The organism is Clostridia bacterium (assembly GCA_012841935.1).
In the GTDB taxonomy this organism is placed as follows: Bacteria; Bacillota; Peptococcia; order DRI-13; family DTU073; genus DUTS01.
In genome coordinates, this window is record DUTS01000040.1 from 1 (window position 1) to 18862 (window position 18862).

At 38.1% G+C, this 18862-nt stretch carries 20 protein-coding genes and 1 pseudogene; 18 read left to right on the plus strand and 3 right to left on the minus strand.

Going from position 1 to position 18862, the window contains the following annotated elements; all coding sequences use genetic code 11:
• The 15 genes from amrA to GX687_02415 form a co-directional block, all read left to right on the plus strand.
• Positions 1-433 (plus strand): AmmeMemoRadiSam system protein A (gene amrA, locus GX687_02345; GenBank protein ID HHX96291.1); only part of this gene is annotated, 433 nt, incomplete at its 5' end.
• 23 nt (positions 434-456) lie between these two features.
• Positions 457-1311, plus strand: coding sequence for an AmmeMemoRadiSam system radical SAM enzyme (amrS, locus tag GX687_02350; protein HHX96292.1), 855 nt, complete (start codon positions 457-459; stop codon positions 1309-1311).
• A gap of 12 nt (positions 1312-1323) precedes the next feature.
• Entirely contained in the window at positions 1324-1725 is a 402-nt protein-coding gene (locus GX687_02355; GenBank protein ID HHX96293.1) for a chemotaxis protein CheW, read from the plus strand.
• 17 nt (positions 1726-1742) lie between these two features.
• Complete coding sequence (locus tag GX687_02360; protein ID HHX96294.1) at positions 1743-2819, plus strand: HD domain-containing protein; 1077 nt, start codon at positions 1743-1745, stop codon at positions 2817-2819.
• An 88-nt stretch (positions 2820-2907) separates the two neighbouring features.
• Positions 2908-3933 (plus strand): N-acetyl-gamma-glutamyl-phosphate reductase, encoded by a 1026-nt coding sequence (locus GX687_02365; GenBank protein ID HHX96295.1) that lies wholly within the window; start codon positions 2908-2910, stop codon positions 3931-3933.
• A gap of 23 nt (positions 3934-3956) precedes the next feature.
• The gene (gene argJ, locus GX687_02370) at positions 3957-5174 is read left to right on the plus strand and encodes a bifunctional glutamate N-acetyltransferase/amino-acid acetyltransferase ArgJ (protein ID HHX96296.1); all 1218 of its coding nucleotides are present in this window, start codon (positions 3957-3959) and stop codon (positions 5172-5174) included.
• A gap of 10 nt (positions 5175-5184) precedes the next feature.
• A complete protein-coding gene (locus tag GX687_02375; protein HHX96297.1) occupies positions 5185-6360 on the plus strand; it encodes an acetylornithine transaminase in 1176 nt (391 codons plus the stop codon).
• A gap of 13 nt (positions 6361-6373) precedes the next feature.
• Positions 6374-7300: an ornithine carbamoyltransferase gene (gene argF / locus GX687_02380; GenBank protein HHX96298.1), complete on the plus strand. Its 927-nt coding sequence runs from the start codon at positions 6374-6376 to the stop codon at positions 7298-7300.
• Positions 7301-7304: 4 nt separating this feature from the next.
• Complete coding sequence (locus GX687_02385) at positions 7305-8519, plus strand: argininosuccinate synthase (GenBank protein HHX96299.1); 1215 nt, start codon at positions 7305-7307, stop codon at positions 8517-8519.
• Positions 8516-9907, plus strand: coding sequence for an argininosuccinate lyase (argH, locus tag GX687_02390; protein HHX96300.1), 1392 nt, complete (start codon positions 8516-8518; stop codon positions 9905-9907). The genes GX687_02385 and argH overlap by 4 nt, the downstream gene beginning before the upstream one ends.
• An 87-nt stretch (positions 9908-9994) precedes the next feature.
• On the plus strand, positions 9995-10525 hold the full coding sequence (locus GX687_02395; GenBank protein ID HHX96301.1) for a hypothetical protein: 531 nt from the start codon (positions 9995-9997) through the stop codon (positions 10523-10525).
• Positions 10526-10527: 2 nt separating this feature from the next.
• Complete coding sequence (locus GX687_02400) at positions 10528-10953, plus strand: PH domain-containing protein (GenBank protein HHX96302.1); 426 nt, start codon at positions 10528-10530, stop codon at positions 10951-10953.
• A gap of 35 nt (positions 10954-10988) precedes the next feature.
• Entirely contained in the window at positions 10989-11579 is a 591-nt protein-coding gene (locus GX687_02405; protein ID HHX96303.1) for an HD domain-containing protein, read from the plus strand.
• Positions 11580-11619: 40 nt separating this feature from the next.
• Complete coding sequence (locus GX687_02410; protein ID HHX96304.1) at positions 11620-12165, plus strand: hypothetical protein; 546 nt, start codon at positions 11620-11622, stop codon at positions 12163-12165.
• A gap of 317 nt (positions 12166-12482) precedes the next feature.
• Positions 12483-14012 (plus strand): 2-isopropylmalate synthase, encoded by a 1530-nt coding sequence (locus GX687_02415; protein ID HHX96305.1) that lies wholly within the window; start codon positions 12483-12485, stop codon positions 14010-14012.
• Here the strand turns inward: GX687_02415 and GX687_02420 are convergent.
• Genes GX687_02420 through GX687_02430 form a run of 3 tightly spaced genes read right to left on the minus strand, consistent with a single transcriptional unit; the run spans position 13991 to position 15472 of the window.
• Complete coding sequence (locus GX687_02420) at positions 13991-14335, minus strand: sulfite exporter TauE/SafE family protein (protein ID HHX96306.1); 345 nt, start codon at positions 14333-14335, stop codon at positions 13991-13993. The two genes, GX687_02415 and GX687_02420, sit on opposite strands and share 22 nt — an antisense overlap.
• Positions 14329-14679: a sulfite exporter TauE/SafE family protein gene (locus GX687_02425; protein ID HHX96307.1), complete on the minus strand. Its 351-nt coding sequence runs from the start codon at positions 14677-14679 to the stop codon at positions 14329-14331. Before GX687_02425 ends, GX687_02420 begins: the two co-directional genes overlap by 7 nt.
• A 52-nt stretch (positions 14680-14731) precedes the next feature.
• The gene (locus GX687_02430) at positions 14732-15472 is read right to left on the minus strand and encodes a ZIP family metal transporter (protein ID HHX96308.1); all 741 of its coding nucleotides are present in this window, start codon (positions 15470-15472) and stop codon (positions 14732-14734) included.
• Between the two features lie 195 nt (positions 15473-15667).
• Here GX687_02430 and GX687_02435 point away from each other — a divergent pair, with 195 nt between their 5' ends.
• The 3 genes and pseudogenes from GX687_02435 to GX687_02445 all read left to right on the plus strand — a co-directional run bounded on the left by GX687_02435 (position 15668) and on the right by GX687_02445 (position 18862).
• Complete coding sequence (locus tag GX687_02435; protein ID HHX96309.1) at positions 15668-16609, plus strand: ROK family protein; 942 nt, start codon at positions 15668-15670, stop codon at positions 16607-16609.
• A 63-nt stretch (positions 16610-16672) separates the two neighbouring features.
• Positions 16673-18640, plus strand: coding sequence for a 1,4-alpha-glucan branching protein GlgB (gene glgB / locus GX687_02440; protein ID HHX96310.1), 1968 nt, complete (start codon positions 16673-16675; stop codon positions 18638-18640).
• A pseudogene (locus GX687_02445) lies at positions 18571-18862 on the plus strand (transposase). Before glgB ends, GX687_02445 begins: the two are co-directional and overlap by 70 nt.

Here is an 18862-nt window from a genome sequence, read left to right on the forward strand (position 1 = left end):
CGCAGAAGCTGAGGAGTTAACTCAGCAAAAAGCGGGTGCTTTTGTTACCTTAAAAAAACAAGGTGAATTAAGGGGTTGTATAGGTACTATTACTCCTACACGGGATAATTTGGCTTGGGAAATTATTTATAATGCGGTAGCAGCAGCCAAAAGTGACCCGCGTTTTGCACCTGTTACTTTAGAGGAATTATCAGAACTGGAATTTTCCGTGGATATTTTAGAAGAACCGGAAAAGGTGAATTCTCTGGAAGATTTAGATCCACATACTTATGGGGTTATTGTTACGCGGGGGGTTCGTAGGGGATTATTATTACCTAATTTGGAGGGGGTAAACACAGTGGCCGAACAGGTAGCTATAGCTAAGGCCAAGGCCGGTATTGAGGCTCATGAAAAAGTAAAATTGGAACGTTTTAAGGTTACACGTTATTTTTGACTGTGAAGGGAGTTTTGCCAAAAATGCCGGAAACCCATTGGGTAAAAAAAGATAATAATCTTATACAGTGTCTGCTTTGTCCCCATGCTTGTCTTTTGGAAGAGGGAGAGAAGGGCCGCTGTCGGGTGAGAAAAAATGTGGCCGGTAAATTGGTAGTGCAAAATTATGGTTTGGTTACTGCTATGGCTTTAGATCCTATAGAAAAAAAACCATTGTATCATTTTTTCCCCGGAAAAAAGATTTTATCTTTGGGGACTTTTGGTTGTAATTTAAGATGTGCTTTTTGCCAAAATTGGCAAATTGCCCAACAAGAGAAAGTGAATAATTATTTTTTGGCTCCTGAAGCGGCTGTAGCCAGAGCAAAAGAATTAGTACCCTTGGGTAATATTGGACTAGCCTATACTTATTCTGAACCTTTAATGTGGTATGAATACTTATTGGCGACTGCACAATTGGCTCATGAAGCTGGTTTAAAAAATGTTTTAGTTACTAATGGATATTTAAACCCTCAACCTTTAAAGCAATTACTTCCCTTTATTGATGCGGTCAATCTAGATTTAAAGGCCTTTGAGGAAGGGTTTTATCAAGAATTATGTCAGGCTACATTACACCCTGTTTTGCAAAGTGCCAAATTATTGGCGGAGAATTGTCACTTAGAAATTTCTACGTTGTTAATTCCAGGAAAGAACGATGATCAGGAGCAAATTAAAGCCTTGACTCAATGGATAGCTGCTTTAGATCGACAAATTCCGCTGCATTTATTACGTTATTTTCCTAATTATAAGTTAAGCTTGGCGGGCACTCCCTTAAAGACCATGTGGGAGGCACAAAAAATAGCTGCACAATATTTAGATTATGTTTATTTGGGGAATGTCTAAAGGGGGAGGGAAATGGAAAAACAATGTGTTATTTTTAAATTAGCTGGGGCGGAATATGGGATAAATGTTTTGAATGTACAAGAAATTATACGACCGTTAAAATTGGTGAAACTGCCTAATTCACCTGATTATGTATTAGGTATTTGTGAATTGCGGGAAAATATAATTCCTGTTATTGATTTAAAACAAGTTTTAAATTTGGGAAAAGTAAAAGAAAGTAAGGCAGCCCGAATTATTGTTATCCAGGAGGCGGGAGAAATGTTGGGGTTATTGGTAGATGAAGTCGGTGAGGTTTTACGTATTAATCAAGAAAAAATTAAGAGGGAAGCAAAGTTAGCCAAAAAATATATTCGGGGAATTGCCAAAATAGATGGTCGTTTAATTATGTTTTTAAATTTAGCGGCAATAATTTAAATAGGGGTAGATCAGACATGCGGATGGTAGAATGCAAATATTTACAAACAGGTATGAGAGTAGCCAGAACTATTTATGATGACGCTGGTCGTATATTATTAAATAAGGGAGTTATGCTTAATCCTTATTTTATAAAAAGATTAAAGGAGTTAGGATTAACATTTATTTATGTCGAGGATGAAATTTTAGGTTCCTTGGAAGTAGAGGAAATAGTTAATGAGCGGGTGAAAATTCAAACAGCTAGTGCCCTGCGTAATGTGGTTCATAGTGTGCAGGTACATGAAAAATTAGATTTACGTCCTATTAGTGCCTTGATTAATCAAATATTGGATGAATTAAAAAGTGCACCTAATCTTTTAATGCAGTTATTAGATTTACGCTATGCCGATACTTTTCTTTATGATCATTCCATAGGGGTAAGTGTTTTAAGTATTTTAACTGGTAGGAATCTGGGCTTGGATGAATTAAAGTTAAAAACTTTGGCTATGGGGGCTGTTTTGCATGATTTGGGTAAATCTTTAAATCCCGGTCCGGAACATACTGAATACGGTTTTGAAATTTTAAGAAGGGAAAAAGTTCTGAGTATTTTAGTGGCACATGTGGCCTATCAGCATCATGAAAGATATGATGGGACTGGTTATCCGCGTCAGCTTAAAGAAAAAGAAATTCACCTTTATGCAGCTATTGTCAATGTGGCTAATTGTTTTGATAATTTGGTGAATCGGGGCAAAGATAGATTATATCCTTATCAGGCTTTAAGAGAAATAAAGGCGGCAAGCGAAAAGGCCTTTCATCCCGATATTGTTGAAGCTTTTTGCCGCAATATTGCTCCTTATCCGGTAGGTACGGCCATTCGTTTAAATAATGGTATGATTGGAGTGGTAATAGATATACCTCTTGAGCGGACTACTCAACCTGTGGTAAAGTTAATTGCTGATAAAAAGGGTAATATTTTAAAACAGTTTCCGGAAATAGATTTATTAGCAGAAAAAAAATTAGCTGTTGAGGAAGTTATTAGTGAAGCTGAACGTCAAAAAATTACGCGTAATTATTGTTCTATGGTTGTTTCGAGTTTAGGAGATTTAAATGAATAGCCGCCTTTTAAGGCGGTTTTTTTATTAGGACTATTGAATAATTATTAATATGTGTGTATAATTATAGAAATGGTAAGGGGGTGTTTTTTTGATTAAAGTAAGTATTTTAGGGGCTACTGGTTATACGGGACAGGAATTGGTGAGGCTTTTATCTGGGCATCCTCAAGTAGAGATTGTTGCTTTAGGTTCTCGGAGTTATGCTGGTAAGAATTATGGTCAGGTTTATCCTCATTTGGGGGATAAAGTAAATTTAATTTGTCGGGCTATGACAGATCCTTTTTTAATTGAGGGAGCAGAGGTCATTTTTTTGGCCTTACCTCATGGTTTAAGTGCTCCTTATGTGGAAAAGGCCCTAGTGTTAAATAAAAAGGTTATTGATCTAGGGGCTGACTTTCGTTTGCAAAGTCCAGAGGTTTATCAAACCTGGTATAAAAAACAAGCCCCATCGGTAAAATTATTAGAGCAGGCTGTTTATGGTTTACCGGAAATTTATCGTCAGCAGATTAAACAAACAAATTTAGTGGCTAATACTGGTTGTTATCCTACCACCATCCTTTTGGCTTTATATCCTTTGTTAAAGGAAAAACTGGTAAAACCTGATATAATTATAGACAGTAAATCCGGAATTAGTGGGGCGGGGCGGAGTTTAAAAAAAGGATCATTATATGCTGAAAGTAATGAAAATGTGAAACCATATGGTTTCCCGGCACACCGCCATTTACCGGAAATTGAACAGGAGTTGATAAAATGGTATAAGGAGGTGAGACTTACCTTTACCCCGCATTTGGTGCCTTTAACTCGAGGTATGTTGAGCACTATTTATTTATCTACTGCGGTTTCGTTAAATAAAATCCAAACAGTATATCAAAAATATTATAAAGATGAACCTTTTATTAAATTTTATGAGGATAATTATCCAGAAATAAAATGGGTACAAGGTACAAACTTTTGTGCTTTAGGTTGTAGTTTAGAAGAAAGTAAGGGACGCTTAATAATTATTTCGGTAATTGATAACTTAATTAAAGGAGCCGCCGGACAGGCCATACAAAATATGAATTTAATGTGCGGCTTTTCGGAAACGATCGGTTTGTCTGCTGCAGCTCTTTATCCTTAAAAACATTAAAGTAGGTGATCTAGATGAGATATGTAGTTTTGAAAAATGGTGGTATTACTTCTCCACAAGGCTTTAAGGCTGGTGTGGGTTTGGTAGGTTTAAAGGCTAATAAAACTAATGATTTGGCTTTGGTTGTTTCTGAAAAACCTGCCAATGGGGCCGGGGTTTTTACCACTAATAAATTTGCGGCGGCCCCAGTACAGGTTGCCCGGGAGTATTTGGCCAAGAACAAGAAGTTGTATGGGTTTGTGGTTAATAGTGGTTGTGCTAATGCTTGTACAGGTGAGCAAGGTTTAAAAGATGCTTATCAGATGACGGTAATTGCCGGACAAGCGACAGGCTGTCGGGCTGAACAGTTTTTGCCGGCTTCTACTGGCATGATTGGTACCTATTTACCTATGGAAAAAGTGGAAAAGGGTATTAGGCAAGCTGCTCAAAATTTATCTAAAGCTAACGGAGGTTTTGTCGCTAAAGCGATTCTGACTACAGATACTATAGTTAAGCAATTAGCCTTGGAAGTGGAAATTGGCGGGGAAAAAATAGTGATCGGTGGTATGGCCAAAGGTGCAGGAATGATACATCCCCAAATGGCTACTATGCTTGCTTTTATCAGTACTGATGCCTTAATTACCCCGGAATGTTTACAGACAGCTCTGGAATTGGCCAGTGAGTCCACCTTTAATCAAATTACGGTAGATGGGGAGACCAGTACTAATGATACAGTGGTGGCTTTAGCTAATGGTTTGGCCGGGAATTTTCCTATTACTGCCAAAAACAGTGAGGCTTTCTATATTTTTGTTCAAGCTTTACAGCAAATATCTCTTTATTTAGCGAAAATGATTGCTCGTGATGGTGAAGGTGCTACAAAATTAATGGAAGTAGAAGTAAGTAATGCCGCTAGTTTGTCTGAGGCTCGTCAGGCAGCACGAATAATTGCTAGTTCTAATTTATTAAAGGCGGCACTTTTTGGAGGTAAGCCCAATTGGGGTAGAATTGCTTGTGCTTTGGGTTATTCCGGCATAAAATTTGCTCCTGAGCGTGTCTTGATTTATTTGGGGGAACTTTTAATTATGGCCCAAGGAAAAGGTGTGGACTTTGATCAGGCTTTAGCAGAAGAAATTTTGCGAAAAGAGGAAATAGTAATCAGGGTTGATTTACAAGCCGGAAAGTTTACGGCTAAGGCTTGGGGGTGTGATCTTACGGAGAAATATGTTTTGTTGAATAGTAATTATAAAACATAGGAGGAGAACAATGAATAATGAAACCATTAAGCAAATGGGGACTGATTATATCATGTCTACTTATTTACGGCATGATTTGGCTTTAGTGAGGGGTAAAGGTAGTTATGTTTGGGATGCCCAGGGTAACAAATATTTGGATTTGGTAAGTGGTATTGCTGTTAATAATTTGGGTCATTGTTATCCACAGGTTGTTAAGGCAATTCAGAAACAGGCCGAATTATTGATTCACTGTTCTAATTTATATTGGAATGAACCTCAAGTACGTTTGGCTAAAAAATTGAGTGATTGTTCACAGGGAAAAAAGGTTTTTTTCTGTAATAGTGGGGCTGAAGCTAATGAGGCAGCCATTAAATTGGCTCGTAAATGGTCGCGGGAAAATTATGGACCAGAACGTTATGAAATAATTACGGCTGAAGATTCTTTTCACGGTCGTACTTTAGGTGCTTTGACAGCTACTGGTCAAACTGTTTATCAAAGGTGGTTTCAGCCTTTGCCCAAAGGTTTTAAATATGTACCTTTTAATGATTTAGAGGCTCTTGAACAGGCCATTACTCCCCAGACTTGTGCCCTTTTATTGGAACCTATTCAAGGTGAAGGGGGGGTTTATCCGGCAAGTAAAGCCTATTTAATCGGTGTGCAAAAAATATGTGCACAACATGATCTTTTATTAATTTTAGATGAGGTGCAAACTGGTTGTGGACGTACCGGTAAATTATTTGCTTACCAGCATTATGGTGTCCAGCCGGATTTGTTTACATTAGCCAAAGGTTTAGGTGGTGGAATGCCTATTGGAGCTTTAATCGCGTCGGCTAAAGTGGCCGATGTGTTTAAGCCTGGTGATCATGCTTCCACTTTTGGGGGTAATCCTTTGGTTACAAGTGCCGCTTTGGCTGTTTTAACGGTATTGACTAGTGGTGATTTCTTGAAAGAGGTTCAGGCTAAAGGTGAGTATTTAAAAAGTAAATTTAAGGAGATGCCTGCTGTTAAAGAGGTAAGAGGTTTAGGCTTGTTATTGGGTTTGGAATTGTCTGTTGATGGTCAAAAAATACAGGAAAGTTGTCTGCAAAAAGGTGTATTGGTTAATTGTATTAAACGTAATGTTTTGCGTTTAGTTCCAGCTTTGAATATTGAACAGGCTGATTTGGATAAGGCTGTAGAAATTATGGGGAAGGTACTGCACGATTAAGGGGGTTACAAAAATGGTTTTGCGGGGACGAGATTTTTTATCTTTTGCCGATTTTACAACAGTCGAAATAGAATATCTTTTGGATTTGGCTGCAGAATTAAAAGCCAAACAAAAAAGGGGTCTGGCTTGGCCTCTTTTAAAAGGAAAAACTTTAGGTATGATTTTTGAAAAGCCTTCTACACGTACGCGAGTGTCTTTTGAGGTGGGTATGTTTCAGTTGGGTGGTTTGGCCCTTTATCTTAATCAAGCTGATTTGCAAATGGGCCGAGGTGAACCAATTAAGGATATGGCCCGTGTTTTATCACGTTATTTGGATGGTCTTTTAATTCGTACTTTTAGTCAAGAAACTGTTGTAGAATTGGCCGAATATGCGGATATTCCCGTAATTAATGGTTTAACTGATCAATTTCATCCTACACAGGTCTTAGCTGATTTGTTAACTATGCGGGAGTGTTTGGGTAGATTACAGGGGATTAAATTGGCTTATTTGGGTGATGGCAATAATGTGGCCCATAGTTTATTGTTGGCTGGGGCAGTAATGGGCTTGGAAGTGGGAATTGCTTCCCCGAGGGGTTATCAACCTGATCCCCAAATTGTGGCTTTGGCGGTAGCTCGAGGTGGGAGAATAAAGATAAGTTCTTCCCCTCAGGAAATAGCCAGTCAAGCACAAGTATTATATACAGATGTGTGGGCAAGTATGGGGCAAGAAAAGGAGGCCCTTAAACGAAAAGAAGTCTTTAAAAATTATCAAATAAATGAAGATATAGTACGTTTGGCGGCACCAGAAGTAATTGTTTTACATTGCCTGCCGGCCAAACGGGGAGAGGAAATTACTTCTCAAGTATTGGCTGGACCGTATTCACAAGTATTCAATCAGGCGGAAAATAGATTACATGCTCATAAAGCTATTTTAGCTGCATTATTATCTGGAGGGGAGTAGAATGATGAAAAAGGTGATTTTGGCTTATTCGGGTGGTTTAGATACGTCGGTAATTATTCCTTGGTTAAAAGAGAATTATGGTTATCAAGTAATTGCTGTAGCTGTGAATGTCGGTCAGGGTGAGGAATTGGTACCTTTAAAAGAAAAAGCCCTACAAACAGGTGCCTCTAAAATTTATATTGAAGATGCTCGTCGGGAATTTGTTACTGATTATATTTTTCCTACTTTAAAGGCCGGGGCTGTTTATGAAGGGAAATATTTGTTGGGTACCGCCTTTGCCCGACCTTTAATTGCTAAAAGATTAGTGAAAATAGCCCGACAGGAAAAAGCAGCAGCTATTGCACATGGCTGTACGGGGAAAGGTAATGATCAGGTGCGTTTTGAATTGGCAATTAAAGCTTTGGCACCGGAAATGACAATTATTGCACCTTGGCGTATTTGGGAAATCAAATCCCGTGAAGAACAAATTGCTTATGCCGAGGCCCGTCAAATAACGGTACCAGTTAGTAGGGAGCGTCCCTATAGTATGGATCGCAATTTATGGCATCTAAGTCATGAAGGAGCTGATTTAGAAGATCCGGGTTGGGAGCCAGCTCCAGATTTATTAAATATAATTACACCTCCGGAAAAGGCACCAGATCAGCCTACTTATTTAGAATTAACCTTTGAAAAAGGGATTCCGGTGGCTTTAAATGGTGAAGTGCTGGAAGAGGTGCAGTTAATTGAAAAGTTAAACCAAATTGCGGCTATTAATGGTGTGGGGATTGTTGATTTAGTGGAAAACCGTTTAGTAGGTATCAAATCACGCGGGGTTTACGAAACTCCCGCCGGAACCGTGCTTTATCAAGCACATCAAGAATTGGAATCCTTAACATTAGATCGTCTTACTGCCCATTATAAAACATTGGTGGCTCAGCAATATGCACAGTTGGTTTATGATGGTCTTTGGTTTCACCCTTTACGGGAGGCCTTAGATGCTTTTGTTAATGTGACTCAGGAAACAGTAAGTGGTACAGTAAAATTAAAACTTTATAAAGGTAATTGTTTTCCAGCAGGTGTGCAATCACCTTATTCATTATATCGTGAGGATTTGGCTACTTTTGGTAAAGACGAAGTTTATAATCAGCAAGATGCCGCCGGTTTTATCAATCTCTTTGGATTACCTTTAAAAGTAAGAGCTTTAATGAAACAACAACTGCAGTGGGAGGTAGAAAAATGAAATTATGGGGTGGGCGGTTTGCAAAAGAAACTGCGGAATTGTTAGAGGAGTTTCAGGCGTCTATTACTTTTGATCAATCTTTAGCCCACTATGATCTTTTGGGTAGTATGGCTCATGTCCGTATGTTAGGAAAAATTGGGGTGCTCTCCCCTTCGGAAACCGAGAAAATTATTAATGGTTTGCAGGAATTGGCAAGTGAAATCGAGGCTGGTCAGGTGGATTTTTCTATAAAGGCCGAAGATATTCATTTAAATATTGAATTATTACTTACGGAGAAAATAGGTGGAGTAGCCAAAAAAATGCATACCGGGAGAAGCCGTAATGATCAGATAGCTTTGGATTTAAGAATGTATGTTAAAGATCAGATTACTAATCTTCAAGAACTATTAATTAATTTATTGACTACTTTGGTTGATTTAGCTGATCAACATCACCAAGCAATCATGCCTGGTTATACCCATTTGCAAATTGCTCAACCAGTTACCTTGGGTCATCATTTATTAGCTTATGCGGAAATGTTTAAACGTGATTATGAACGTTTGCAGGATTGTCTGCGGCGAGTAGATGTTTTACCATTAGGTGCTGGGGCCTTGGCTGGTACTACTTATCCTTTGGATCGGGAAATGGTGGCCCGTGAATTAGGTTTTTCCCGTGTTTCCGAAAATAGTATGGATAGTGTTTCTGATCGGGATTTTGTAATTGAGTTTTTGGGAGATTTGGCTTTAATTATGATGCATTTATCACGATTTTGTGAGGAAATTATTTTTTGGGCTAGTCAAGAGGTGGACTTTATTGAACTCGATGATGCTTTTAGTACTGGTTCTTCAATGATGCCTCAAAAAAAGAATCCCGATGTGGTGGAATTGATTCGCGGGAAAACTGCTAGAGTTTATGGTGATTTAATTACTTTATTAACTATGCTCAAAGGTCTTCCTTTAACCTATAATAAAGATATGCAGGAAGATAAAGAGGCCCTTTTTGATGGTGTAAATACGGTCAGTGCTTGTTTGCGTATCTTTATTCCTTTTTTAAAAACGATTGTTTTTAAAAAGGAAAAAATGAAAGCGGCCGCCGGAAAGGGATTTTCTAATGCTACTGATTTAGCTGATTATTTTGTTCAACAAGGACTTAGTTTTCGGGAAGCACATCATTTAGTGGGGCAATTGGTAAATTATTGTTTAGCTAAGGAGCGGGTCCTTACTGATTTGTCATTACAAGAATTAAGGCAATTTGTTCCTCAAGATTTGCCCGTGGAGGAAACTGTTTTTACAATTTTGCAGCTGGAAAATGTGGTAAAAAGGCGTTCTACTTATGGGGGTACTTCCCCGGAACAAGTAGCAAAAGCTGTGCAAAGAATGCGGGATTTTTTGGCCACTTTGCGGAAATAAATGGCACCTCGGTGATTTTGATTGCTATTTTCTAAAAAGAACCTTACAATGGTATTTAGAAAAATAGATAAGAGGAGTGGTTAAAAAATGAGGAAACAGCTGTGGGTTCTAGTCATGCTACTGGCAATGTCTTTAGTCTTAAGTGGATGTCAAGTGGGGAGATCAGATACCACCACTGATCCTGATACTGAGCAGATGATTATTCAAGGCTGTGAAATAGATCCCCGGTCAGACGCTTCTTGGACAAAAATAGAGGAATTTGAATTTGATTTAACCAATGATGGCCAAACTGATTTTATCGGGTTATATACGATGGCTGCACAGGATGCCAAAGGTAATTTCATGTGGGATGATGGTCAGCAGTGGCTTTTAATGGTTCAAGCCGGTGATAAATTTTATCCTTTATTAGCCGAATATGTACAATTAGGTAATGTTTATTTTACTGTTTCTCAGGAGATGGAGGACTTAAAATCTAAAATTACTGTCTTAGTTCCCACAGGTGCTAATTTGAAATTAGAAAGTTTTACTTATGATGTAGAACAGCAGGGTTTTGTTCAGGAGATGCTTTATGATTCACCGGAAGATAATTTCCTTTATAATTCCATTCCTGCTTATTAATCATGGTTTACTTTACTTCTAAGCGTGATTTATGGTTGGGGATCGTGGTTTGGCTTCCTTTGGTAATAACCTTTGGCCTAGTTGGTTGGCAGTTGTGGCTGCAAAAGCAAATTGATTTTATTTTTGTGGCTACTTTTGTTTTACTGTTTGCTTTTATTGGTTGGTTGTGGTGGGGAACTGGCTATTTGGTAACAGAAAGGGATTTGAAAATTAAATCAGGGCCTTTCCGTCAAGCTATTCCTTTGGTGGAAATAAAGGCAATTACCCCTTCTGAAAGTATTTTATCTGCACCGGCCCTTTCCTTGGATCGTTTAGAAATTAGTTATGGGCGGAGTAAATCAGTACTTATTTCTCCCCTGAAAAAGGAAGAATTTTTAGCTTTAATGAAAGAAAAATGTCCACAAGCCGCGATTAAAAGTGCTTTTTAATCTGCGGTTTGTTAATAAGGAAAGAAGGAATTGGTTTGCTGAAAAAAAGGTTAAGTGAACAATTAAAATTTATTATTGAAATTGATAAATTAAAAGCAGTTTGGCGGCAATCTTATTTAACTGATGGTTCTCGAAAGGAAAATAGTGCAGAGCATTCTTGGCATTTGGCTTTAATGGTTTGTGTTTTACAGGAATATGTTCCAGAAGAAATTAACTTACTGCATGTTTTAAAAATGGTTTTGATTCATGATTTGGTAGAAATTGACGCTGGTGATACCTATTGTTATGATTTAGCAGGACGAGCTCAGCAAGCAGAAAAAGAAAGAAAAGCCGCAGCTAGGATTTTTAATATTTTGCCTGCAGATCAGGCTCAAAAATTAACCGCACTTTGGTTAGAATTCGAAACAGGAGTTACGCCTGAGGCTCGTTATGCTGCGGCTTTGGATCGTTTGCAGCCTCTACTTTTAAATTATGCTTCACAAGGAAAATCGTGGCAAGAACATCAAATAGAAAAACAGCAGGTTTTAGAAAGAAATGCCCTGATTAAGGATAGTTCCCCTGTTTTGTGGGATTATGCTTGGCAGCTTTTTCAAGAAGCTGTGGAAAAAGGGTACTTGACAGAATAGTTTACAATTGTCATAATAGAGTGGGGTGAGGCTAATGCAAATGAGTATAAATTTAAGGGCATTTGAGTATTCGTTAGTTGGCATTAAGTTTTCTTCAAAAAGTTCGGAGGAACTGCAAAAAAGGCTTAGATTAGCAGAATTACAAGTTCATTTGAAAGATGGCAATTATAATTGGAAGATGGTACAAGAAGCAATTGATTTGGCCAAACAATTAGGTGAAGAAACTAAGGATTTTCAAGAACATTTGCGGCAATTAAGAGCTGCTGGAAAAGAAGAAGTAGGCAGTCGCGGTCGGCTTTTAATCTTGGATGAATTAATGGAATTAATTAAACAGGAGGTTCTTGCTCATAATCGCTTCAGTGATTTAGATTATGATACTGCTTTGGCAAGGTTAGAGTGGAAGTTGGATAGGACTAGTTATCGGAAAGGTGAAAGTGGTTATGATGACTTGATAAAATTTACTTGGGTTAATTTAAGGGAAGAAATGTTTAATTCTAAATATAGACATTTGAATTTAAGGTCTGCGGAATTTGGGCCTATTTCTCAAAGTGTTTTATCACCATCTTTTCAGGAACGGGATCGATAAAGGTGTTAATCAGGATTAATTTGTGTTCTAGTTGCAAAAGGAAGGGAAATGATTTATAATAAAAAAAATTGTTAAAGACGTTGAAGGGGTCAGTAGTTATTTTTTGAAGGGTACAGAGAGTCGGGTTAGGTGAGAGCCGATCAGTAGTAAAAAAATAGTGAAAATCGCCCCGGAGTTGCAGGCTGAAAATTAAAAGTAGGTACTGACGGCTTTCCCCCGTTAGCGGGAACACATATGTTAGTATGTCGTATCGGGTGGTTTATGGCTTTTGTCCTGTTACCGGGGCAAAAGTTTTTTTATTTTGGGAGGTGAAAAAGATGCAAGTAGAAATAATGGATACTACTTTGCGTGATGGGGAACAAACACCGGGTGTTTCTTTTACGGTAGATGAAAAATTATCAATGGCGAAAATGTTACTCGAAGAAGTGAAAGTAGATCGTGTGGAGGTAGGTTCTGCACGGGTTTCTCAAGGGGAAAAAGAAGCAGTAAGGAAGATTGTGGCCTGGGGTAAAAAGAAGGGTTATCTGCGGCAAATTGAAGTTTTAGGATTTGTAGATGGTCAGCGGTCAGTAGATTGGCTTTTGGAAACAGGGGCCTCTGTCTTAAACTTGTTGTGTAAAGGCTCGGCTCATCATGTGAAAAATCAATTGAGGAAAAGTTGTGCTCAGCATTTAAAAGATATTGATTTTGTGGTGGATTATGCTTTGCAAAATGGTTTAAAAGTAAATTTTTATCTAGAAGATTGGTCTAATGGTATGTCTGATTCACCTAAATATGTTCGGGAATTGGTGCAGGCTTTTCAAGATAGAGCAGCTAGATTTATGTTAGCTGATACTTTGGGTATTTTAAATCCCACTGTGGCGGGGAAATATTTTCATGAAATGCTTTCTTGTTTTCCAGATGTGCATTTTGACTTTCATGGTCATAATGACTATGATTTGGTGATGGCCAATGTATTTACAGCGGTGAAAAGTGGTCTTCAAGGTATTCATACTACAGTGAATGGTTTGGGGGAAAGGGCTGGTAATGCTCCTTTTGCTAGTGTTATCGGAGTTTTAAAAGATCAGATTCCCGGTTTGGCTCTTCAGGTGCGGGAAAATAAGCTGAGTAAAATCAGTCGTATTGTGGAGGCTTTTTCCGGAATTCGGGTGCCGGCCAATAAGCCAATCGTCGGTGAGCATGTTTTTACGCAAACCTGTGGGATTCACGCTGATGGTGATAGTAAGGGTGATTTATACCAAAATGCATTATTACCGGAACGGTTTGGTCGTTTCCGAAAATATGCTTTGGGTAAAACTTCGGGCAAGGCTAGTATTATTAAAAACCTTGCCGAATTGGGGATTGAACTTGAAGATGAAGCCATTGAAAAAGTAACGGCCAAGGTTGTAGAATTGGGAGACAGAAAAGATAATATTACTACTGAAGATCTTCCTTATATAATTTCCGATGTTTTAGGTAGTAAATTAATTAGTGAAAATATTAAGTTGAAAAATTTTTATGTTTGTTATGCTAAAGAATTAAGTCCAGTAGCTACTTTATGTTTAGATGTTCATGGTGAGATTTTTGAGGAAACGGCTACAGGAGCGGGGCAGTATGATGCTTTTATGAAGGCTCTGCAAAAAATTTACCGGCGTTTGCATAAATCTCTGCCGGCTTTGATTGATTATGTGGTTACTATTCCTCCTGGTGGTGATACTAGTGCTTTGGTGGAAACAGTAATTACTTGGCAAGGGGAAAAGGAGTTTAAGACTCGTGGTTTGGATTCTGATCAAACCGGAGCAGCCATTAAGGCCACTTTAAAAATGCTTAACCTCATGGATAACATTCATTTAGAAAAAAAAGTATAAAGCCCCATTAGTAATAAAAAGGAGCCAAAGATTTTTTTTAGTAAAGGAGCAGGAAGCTGATTGGCTAAAATGGCTCCTAGAAAAGCACCGATGAGTGAGCCCAAGGCTAAATAAAGGGTAAGACTTAGTTTCACGTTTCCCTGTTTAAAATGAGTGATTACGGCAATCAAAGCTGTAGGGATAAAAACGGTTAGGCAAATACCCTGGGCAATATGTTGGGGGGTTTTTAGAAAAATAACTAAAGCAGGTACTAGAAGGGTGCCTCCACCTAGGGCTAGTCCGCTTAAAATGCCCATGGCTATACCAATGATATAAATTAACACAGCATTTTTAGTCCGGCGATCAATATAAAACCTGCAAAAATTTTACGTAAGTACAATCCGGGAATATATTGCATAAGACGTGCACCCAGATAACCGCCCAACATGGCACTTACAGTTATTTTAATTACTAAAGTCCAGTCTATTTGTTGATATGTTTGGTAAACAAAAGCACTCACTACAGCAGTAGGAAGAATAACAGATAAAGAGGTACCATGGGCTAAGTGCTGTTCTTCTTTTAAAAGAAAAACCATAGCGGGAATTAAAATAGTTCCTCCACCTATACCTAAAAGTCCATTTATAAGACCACTAGTTAGGCCGATAAAAATCAGTAATGTTTTTTGCACGGTGTTTCCCCCTCATTAATGTCTTTAGTTTTTGCCAAGGGGGACTTTCCTATTAATGATGTAAATAATTGAGAAGTAGGATTAATAAAAAACCGAGGCCGAGTCCCCAATAGGCTAATCTTTTGTTGTGTTGTTGAGCTTCGGGAAATAGTTCGGTATAGACGATAAAGGCCATGGCCCCACCGGCCAAAGCCAATAAAAAAGAGATGACATGAGAGGTAAGGGTTACTAGTGCAATACCTAATAAAGCCCCTAAAGGGGTGAAAAGACTAATTAAAAGACAGATCAAAATTATTTTTTGGGGTGTTAATCCTCCCATCAGTAAGGGGGCTGCAGTAGCCATGCCTTCTGGTATATTATGAAGCCCAATAGCTAAAGCAATAATTAAACCTAGATTTTCTTGGGCGGCATAGCCTACTGCAATAGCGATTCCTTCTGGTAAATCATGTAGGGCAATGCCAATGGCTATTAAATAGCCCATTTTTAAAAAACGCTCTTGCTGGACGTTTTTTTTCTTTTTTTTCAATGTAGGAAAAAAGGGAATAATCAATTCTAGAAGAAGCATAAAACATAGTCCGCAAAAAAATCCTAAAAGGGTAGTAATAAAATTACTGTATACTAAAGCTGATGGTAGTAAATCAAAAACAACTACTGCTCCCATTACACCGGCGGCAAATCCCAATAGGAGTGCTAGGGTTTTTTTGCCGGGTTGGCCGGTAACGATAACGATGCCAGCTCCCAGTACTGTGGCTAAACCGGCAATTATACTTTGTCCGATAATTATGGCTTGCATTTATTTCTCCTTTGTTTTTTATGATTCATTAAAACATAGTGTGGGAAGAGAAGAATTATGAATATAAATTCATTTTTATCGTTATTTAAAATTCATTTGCGATTAGACAATATTTAGATGGTTTGATACACTTGATAAACGGTAATAATGGTATAAATTGACCAGAATTTGGTTTTTTGGGGGGTGAAAGTACTGATGCCGAATCTAGCCCTAGGTATCGATGTAGGGGGTTCAACTATTCAGGCTGGTTTAGTTGATTCACAGGGGGAAATTTTGGAATCACTGGTAGTTCCCACTTTTAAGGAAAAAGGGGCGGACTATGTCTTAAAGCAAATCGTTTCCCTCAGCCGGCAATTAATTCAGTTTGCTGGAACAAATTTATTGGGCCTGGGGGTAGCTCTGCCGGGGGAAATAGATTGTTTACAGGGAATTTGTCTTTATAGTCCTAATCTAAAATGGCGTAATCAGTCAATTAGTGATTATTTGATCAGGGAGACCGGTCTAGCAGTGCGGTTAGTTAATGATGCTAATGCGGCTTGTTTAGGTGAATATTATTATGGTTACGGAAAAAATGCTCCCATTTTTTTAAGTATTACCTTAGGCACTGGTGTCGGTTCAGGTTTAATTTTGAATGGTAAGTTATATACAGGAAGATTTGGTTCAGGTTTGGAGGCTGGTCATATGGTTATTGAGCCATATGGTAAAAAGTGTGCTTGTGGCCGTAGGGGTTGTTGGGAGACTTTGGTGGCCGGTCCGGCAATTGTGGCTAGAACCAAGGAGGCTTTGGAAAAATCCAATACTTCCCTTTTAAGTGGGAAGGATTTGACTACAGAATTAATTTTTCAAGCAGCTCGTCAAGGTGATTGCTTGGCGGAAAAAATAGTGGCGGAAACTATTTTTTATTTGGCTGTGGGTTTAGCTAATTTAATAAATTTATTTAATCCTTATAAAATTAGTTTGGGGGGAGGAGTAAGTGAAGCTGAGGAAATTGTCGGAAAACGACTGCGGGAAAAAATTAATAATTATATTTTTCCCACAATTAGGGATAAGGTAGAGATCTATAAAGCAAAACAAAGTTATTGGGCTGGATTAATAGGTGCTGCAAGCTTATGGCTGCAAAGTCATAAAACTCATTAAGGTTTGGCAGTTTGACATTAACTAAAAACTTTTATAAAATTGTGAACAGAAAGGAGTACTGCAGTGAAAAAAGCTAGTCCGACTCCTTATGAAATATATTTATTTCATCAGGGCAATTTATTTAGAAGTTATCAAATGCTAGGAGCTCATTTGGGCAAAGAAAAGGGTAAAAAAGGTGTAAGGTTTACGGTGTGGGCCCCCCATGCAGTGGAAGTTCGTGTAATGGGGGATTTTAATAATTGGCATGGTCAGGCCAATCCACTTCAAAAAATTGAAGAGTCAGGTGTTTGGACAACCTTTGTGCCTGGTGCCCAAAACTTAGATAGTTATAAATATGAAATTGTAACTCATTATGGTGAAATTTTACATAAAGCTGATCCTTATGCTTTTTGGTCAGAGGTAAGACCAAAATCGGCCTCACGGGTTTATGATTTGGCTGGTTATAGATGGCAAGATCATGAATGGCAGACCCGGAGAAAAAAACAAAATGATCCTTTTAATCGTCCTCAGTTAATTTATGAAGTACATTTGGGTTCTTGGCGGCACAAGCCTGATGGGAGTTTTTATACTTATCGTGAATTAGCTGATCATTTGGTTGATTATGTGGCAGAGATGGGTTATACCCATATTGAATTATTACCTATTAGTGAATATCCTTTTGATGGTTCTTGGGGTTATCAAATTACCGGTTTTTATTCTGTGACTAGCCGTTATGGTACACCACATGATTTTATGTATTTTGTAGATCGCTGCCACCAAAAAGGTCTTGGAGTAATTTTGGATTGGGTGCCAGCTCATTTTTGTAAGGATGCTCATGGTTTGGCGTGGTTTGACGGTACACCTTTATTTGGCTCAGAAGAAATTCCGGGTTGGGGTACCTTAAAGTTTGATTATGGTTGTCCTGAAGTACGCAGTTTTCTTATTTCTAATGCTTTGTTTTGGTTTGATAAATTTCATCTTGATGGTTTGCGGGTAGATGCGGTAGCTTGTATGCTTTATCTTGATTATGGTAAAGAATATGGTGAATGGATTCCTAATAAATATGGTGGTAATGGTGATTTAGAAGCTATTGCCTTTATTAAAAAATTAAATGAAATAATTTTTGCCGAATATCCATATGCTCTAATGTATGCCGAGGAATCAACAGAATGGCCTTTGGTAACAGGACCGACCTATGCTGGTGGATTGGGTTTTAATTTTAAATGGAATATGGGTTGGATGAATGATAGTTTGGAATATATGTCCTTAGATCCTATTTATCGCAAGTGGCATCATAATTTATTGACTTTTTCCTTTATGTACGCTTTTTCGGAAAACTTTGTATTACCTTTGTCTCATGACGAAGTAGTTCACGGCAAATGTTCTTTAATTGAAAAAATGCCGGGTGATTACTGGCAAAAATTTGCTAATCTGAGAACTTTTTTAGGTTATAAAATGGCTCATCCCGGTAAAAAACTATTATTTATGGGGGGAGAATTTGCCCAGTTTATTGAATGGCGTTATTATGAGGCTTTAGAATGGCATTTACTTGATTTTCCCATGCATAGTAATTTTAAAGATTATATACAGGAATTAAATTGGCTTTACCGTCATGAAAAACCTTTTTGGGAACAAGAACAGGGCTGGGAAGGTTTTCAGTGGATTGATTGCCATAATCAGGAACAAAGTATTTTGATTTTCGTGCGTTGGGGTAAACAACCTGATGATTTTGTTGTTGTTTTATGCAATTTTACACCTGAGTATTATGAAGATTTTCGTATAGGTGTGCCTAGCCCCGGTATTTATCGAGAAATATTTAATAGTGATTTGAAAAAGTATGGTGGCTCGGGAAAACGTAATGAAGGTAGGCTAATTAGTGAGTCTGTAGCTTGGCAGGGACAGGAGCAGTCTTTAAGAATTAAGGTGCCTCCTTTGGCTTGTGTGTATTTTAAAAAAAGGGGGGAACTCCCCAAAAAAGTTAAGAAGAAAACTACAAGAACGGCGGTAAATTTATCAGCGACAATGATATACGTAAAGAGATTACCCTTTTAAAGCAAACAGAACTATCTTGGCTAAATGAAGTATCAAATAACGTAGCTAAGCCTAAGTTTAAAAGCAGAAAAAGGACTAAACCGTCATTTTATAATGACTGTCACAAGCTGAAAGTAAAGTCCAAGCGGGTGAATCCATAGGAATAGACGTGGGGATAAAAAACCTAGTAGTTTGCTCTAATGGAATAACTATTCCCAATATCAATAAGACGAAGACAGTAAA

Coding starts and splice junctions, on each gene's coding strand:
- amrS (HHX96292.1), top strand. CDS start 457: ATGCCGGAAACCCATTGGGTAAAAAAAGATAATAATCTTATACAGTGT.
- GX687_02355 (HHX96293.1), top strand. CDS start 1,324: ATGGAAAAACAATGTGTTATTTTTAAATTAGCTGGGGCGGAATATGGG.
- GX687_02360 (HHX96294.1), top strand. CDS start 1,743: ATGCGGATGGTAGAATGCAAATATTTACAAACAGGTATGAGAGTAGCC.
- argJ (HHX96296.1), top strand. CDS start 3,957: ATGAGATATGTAGTTTTGAAAAATGGTGGTATTACTTCTCCACAAGGC.
- GX687_02375 (HHX96297.1), top strand. CDS start 5,185: ATGAATAATGAAACCATTAAGCAAATGGGGACTGATTATATCATGTCT.
- argF (HHX96298.1), top strand. CDS start 6,374: ATGGTTTTGCGGGGACGAGATTTTTTATCTTTTGCCGATTTTACAACA.
- GX687_02385 (HHX96299.1), top strand. CDS start 7,305: ATGAAAAAGGTGATTTTGGCTTATTCGGGTGGTTTAGATACGTCGGTA.
- argH (HHX96300.1), top strand. CDS start 8,516: ATGAAATTATGGGGTGGGCGGTTTGCAAAAGAAACTGCGGAATTGTTA.
- GX687_02395 (HHX96301.1), top strand. CDS start 9,995: ATGAGGAAACAGCTGTGGGTTCTAGTCATGCTACTGGCAATGTCTTTA.
- GX687_02400 (HHX96302.1), top strand. CDS start 10,528: ATGGTTTACTTTACTTCTAAGCGTGATTTATGGTTGGGGATCGTGGTT.
- GX687_02410 (HHX96304.1), top strand. CDS start 11,620: ATGAGTATAAATTTAAGGGCATTTGAGTATTCGTTAGTTGGCATTAAG.
- GX687_02415 (HHX96305.1), top strand. CDS start 12,483: ATGCAAGTAGAAATAATGGATACTACTTTGCGTGATGGGGAACAAACA.
- GX687_02430 (HHX96308.1), bottom strand. CDS start 15,472: ATGCAAGCCATAATTATCGGACAAAGTATAATTGCCGGTTTAGCCACA.
- GX687_02435 (HHX96309.1), top strand. CDS start 15,668: ATGCCGAATCTAGCCCTAGGTATCGATGTAGGGGGTTCAACTATTCAG.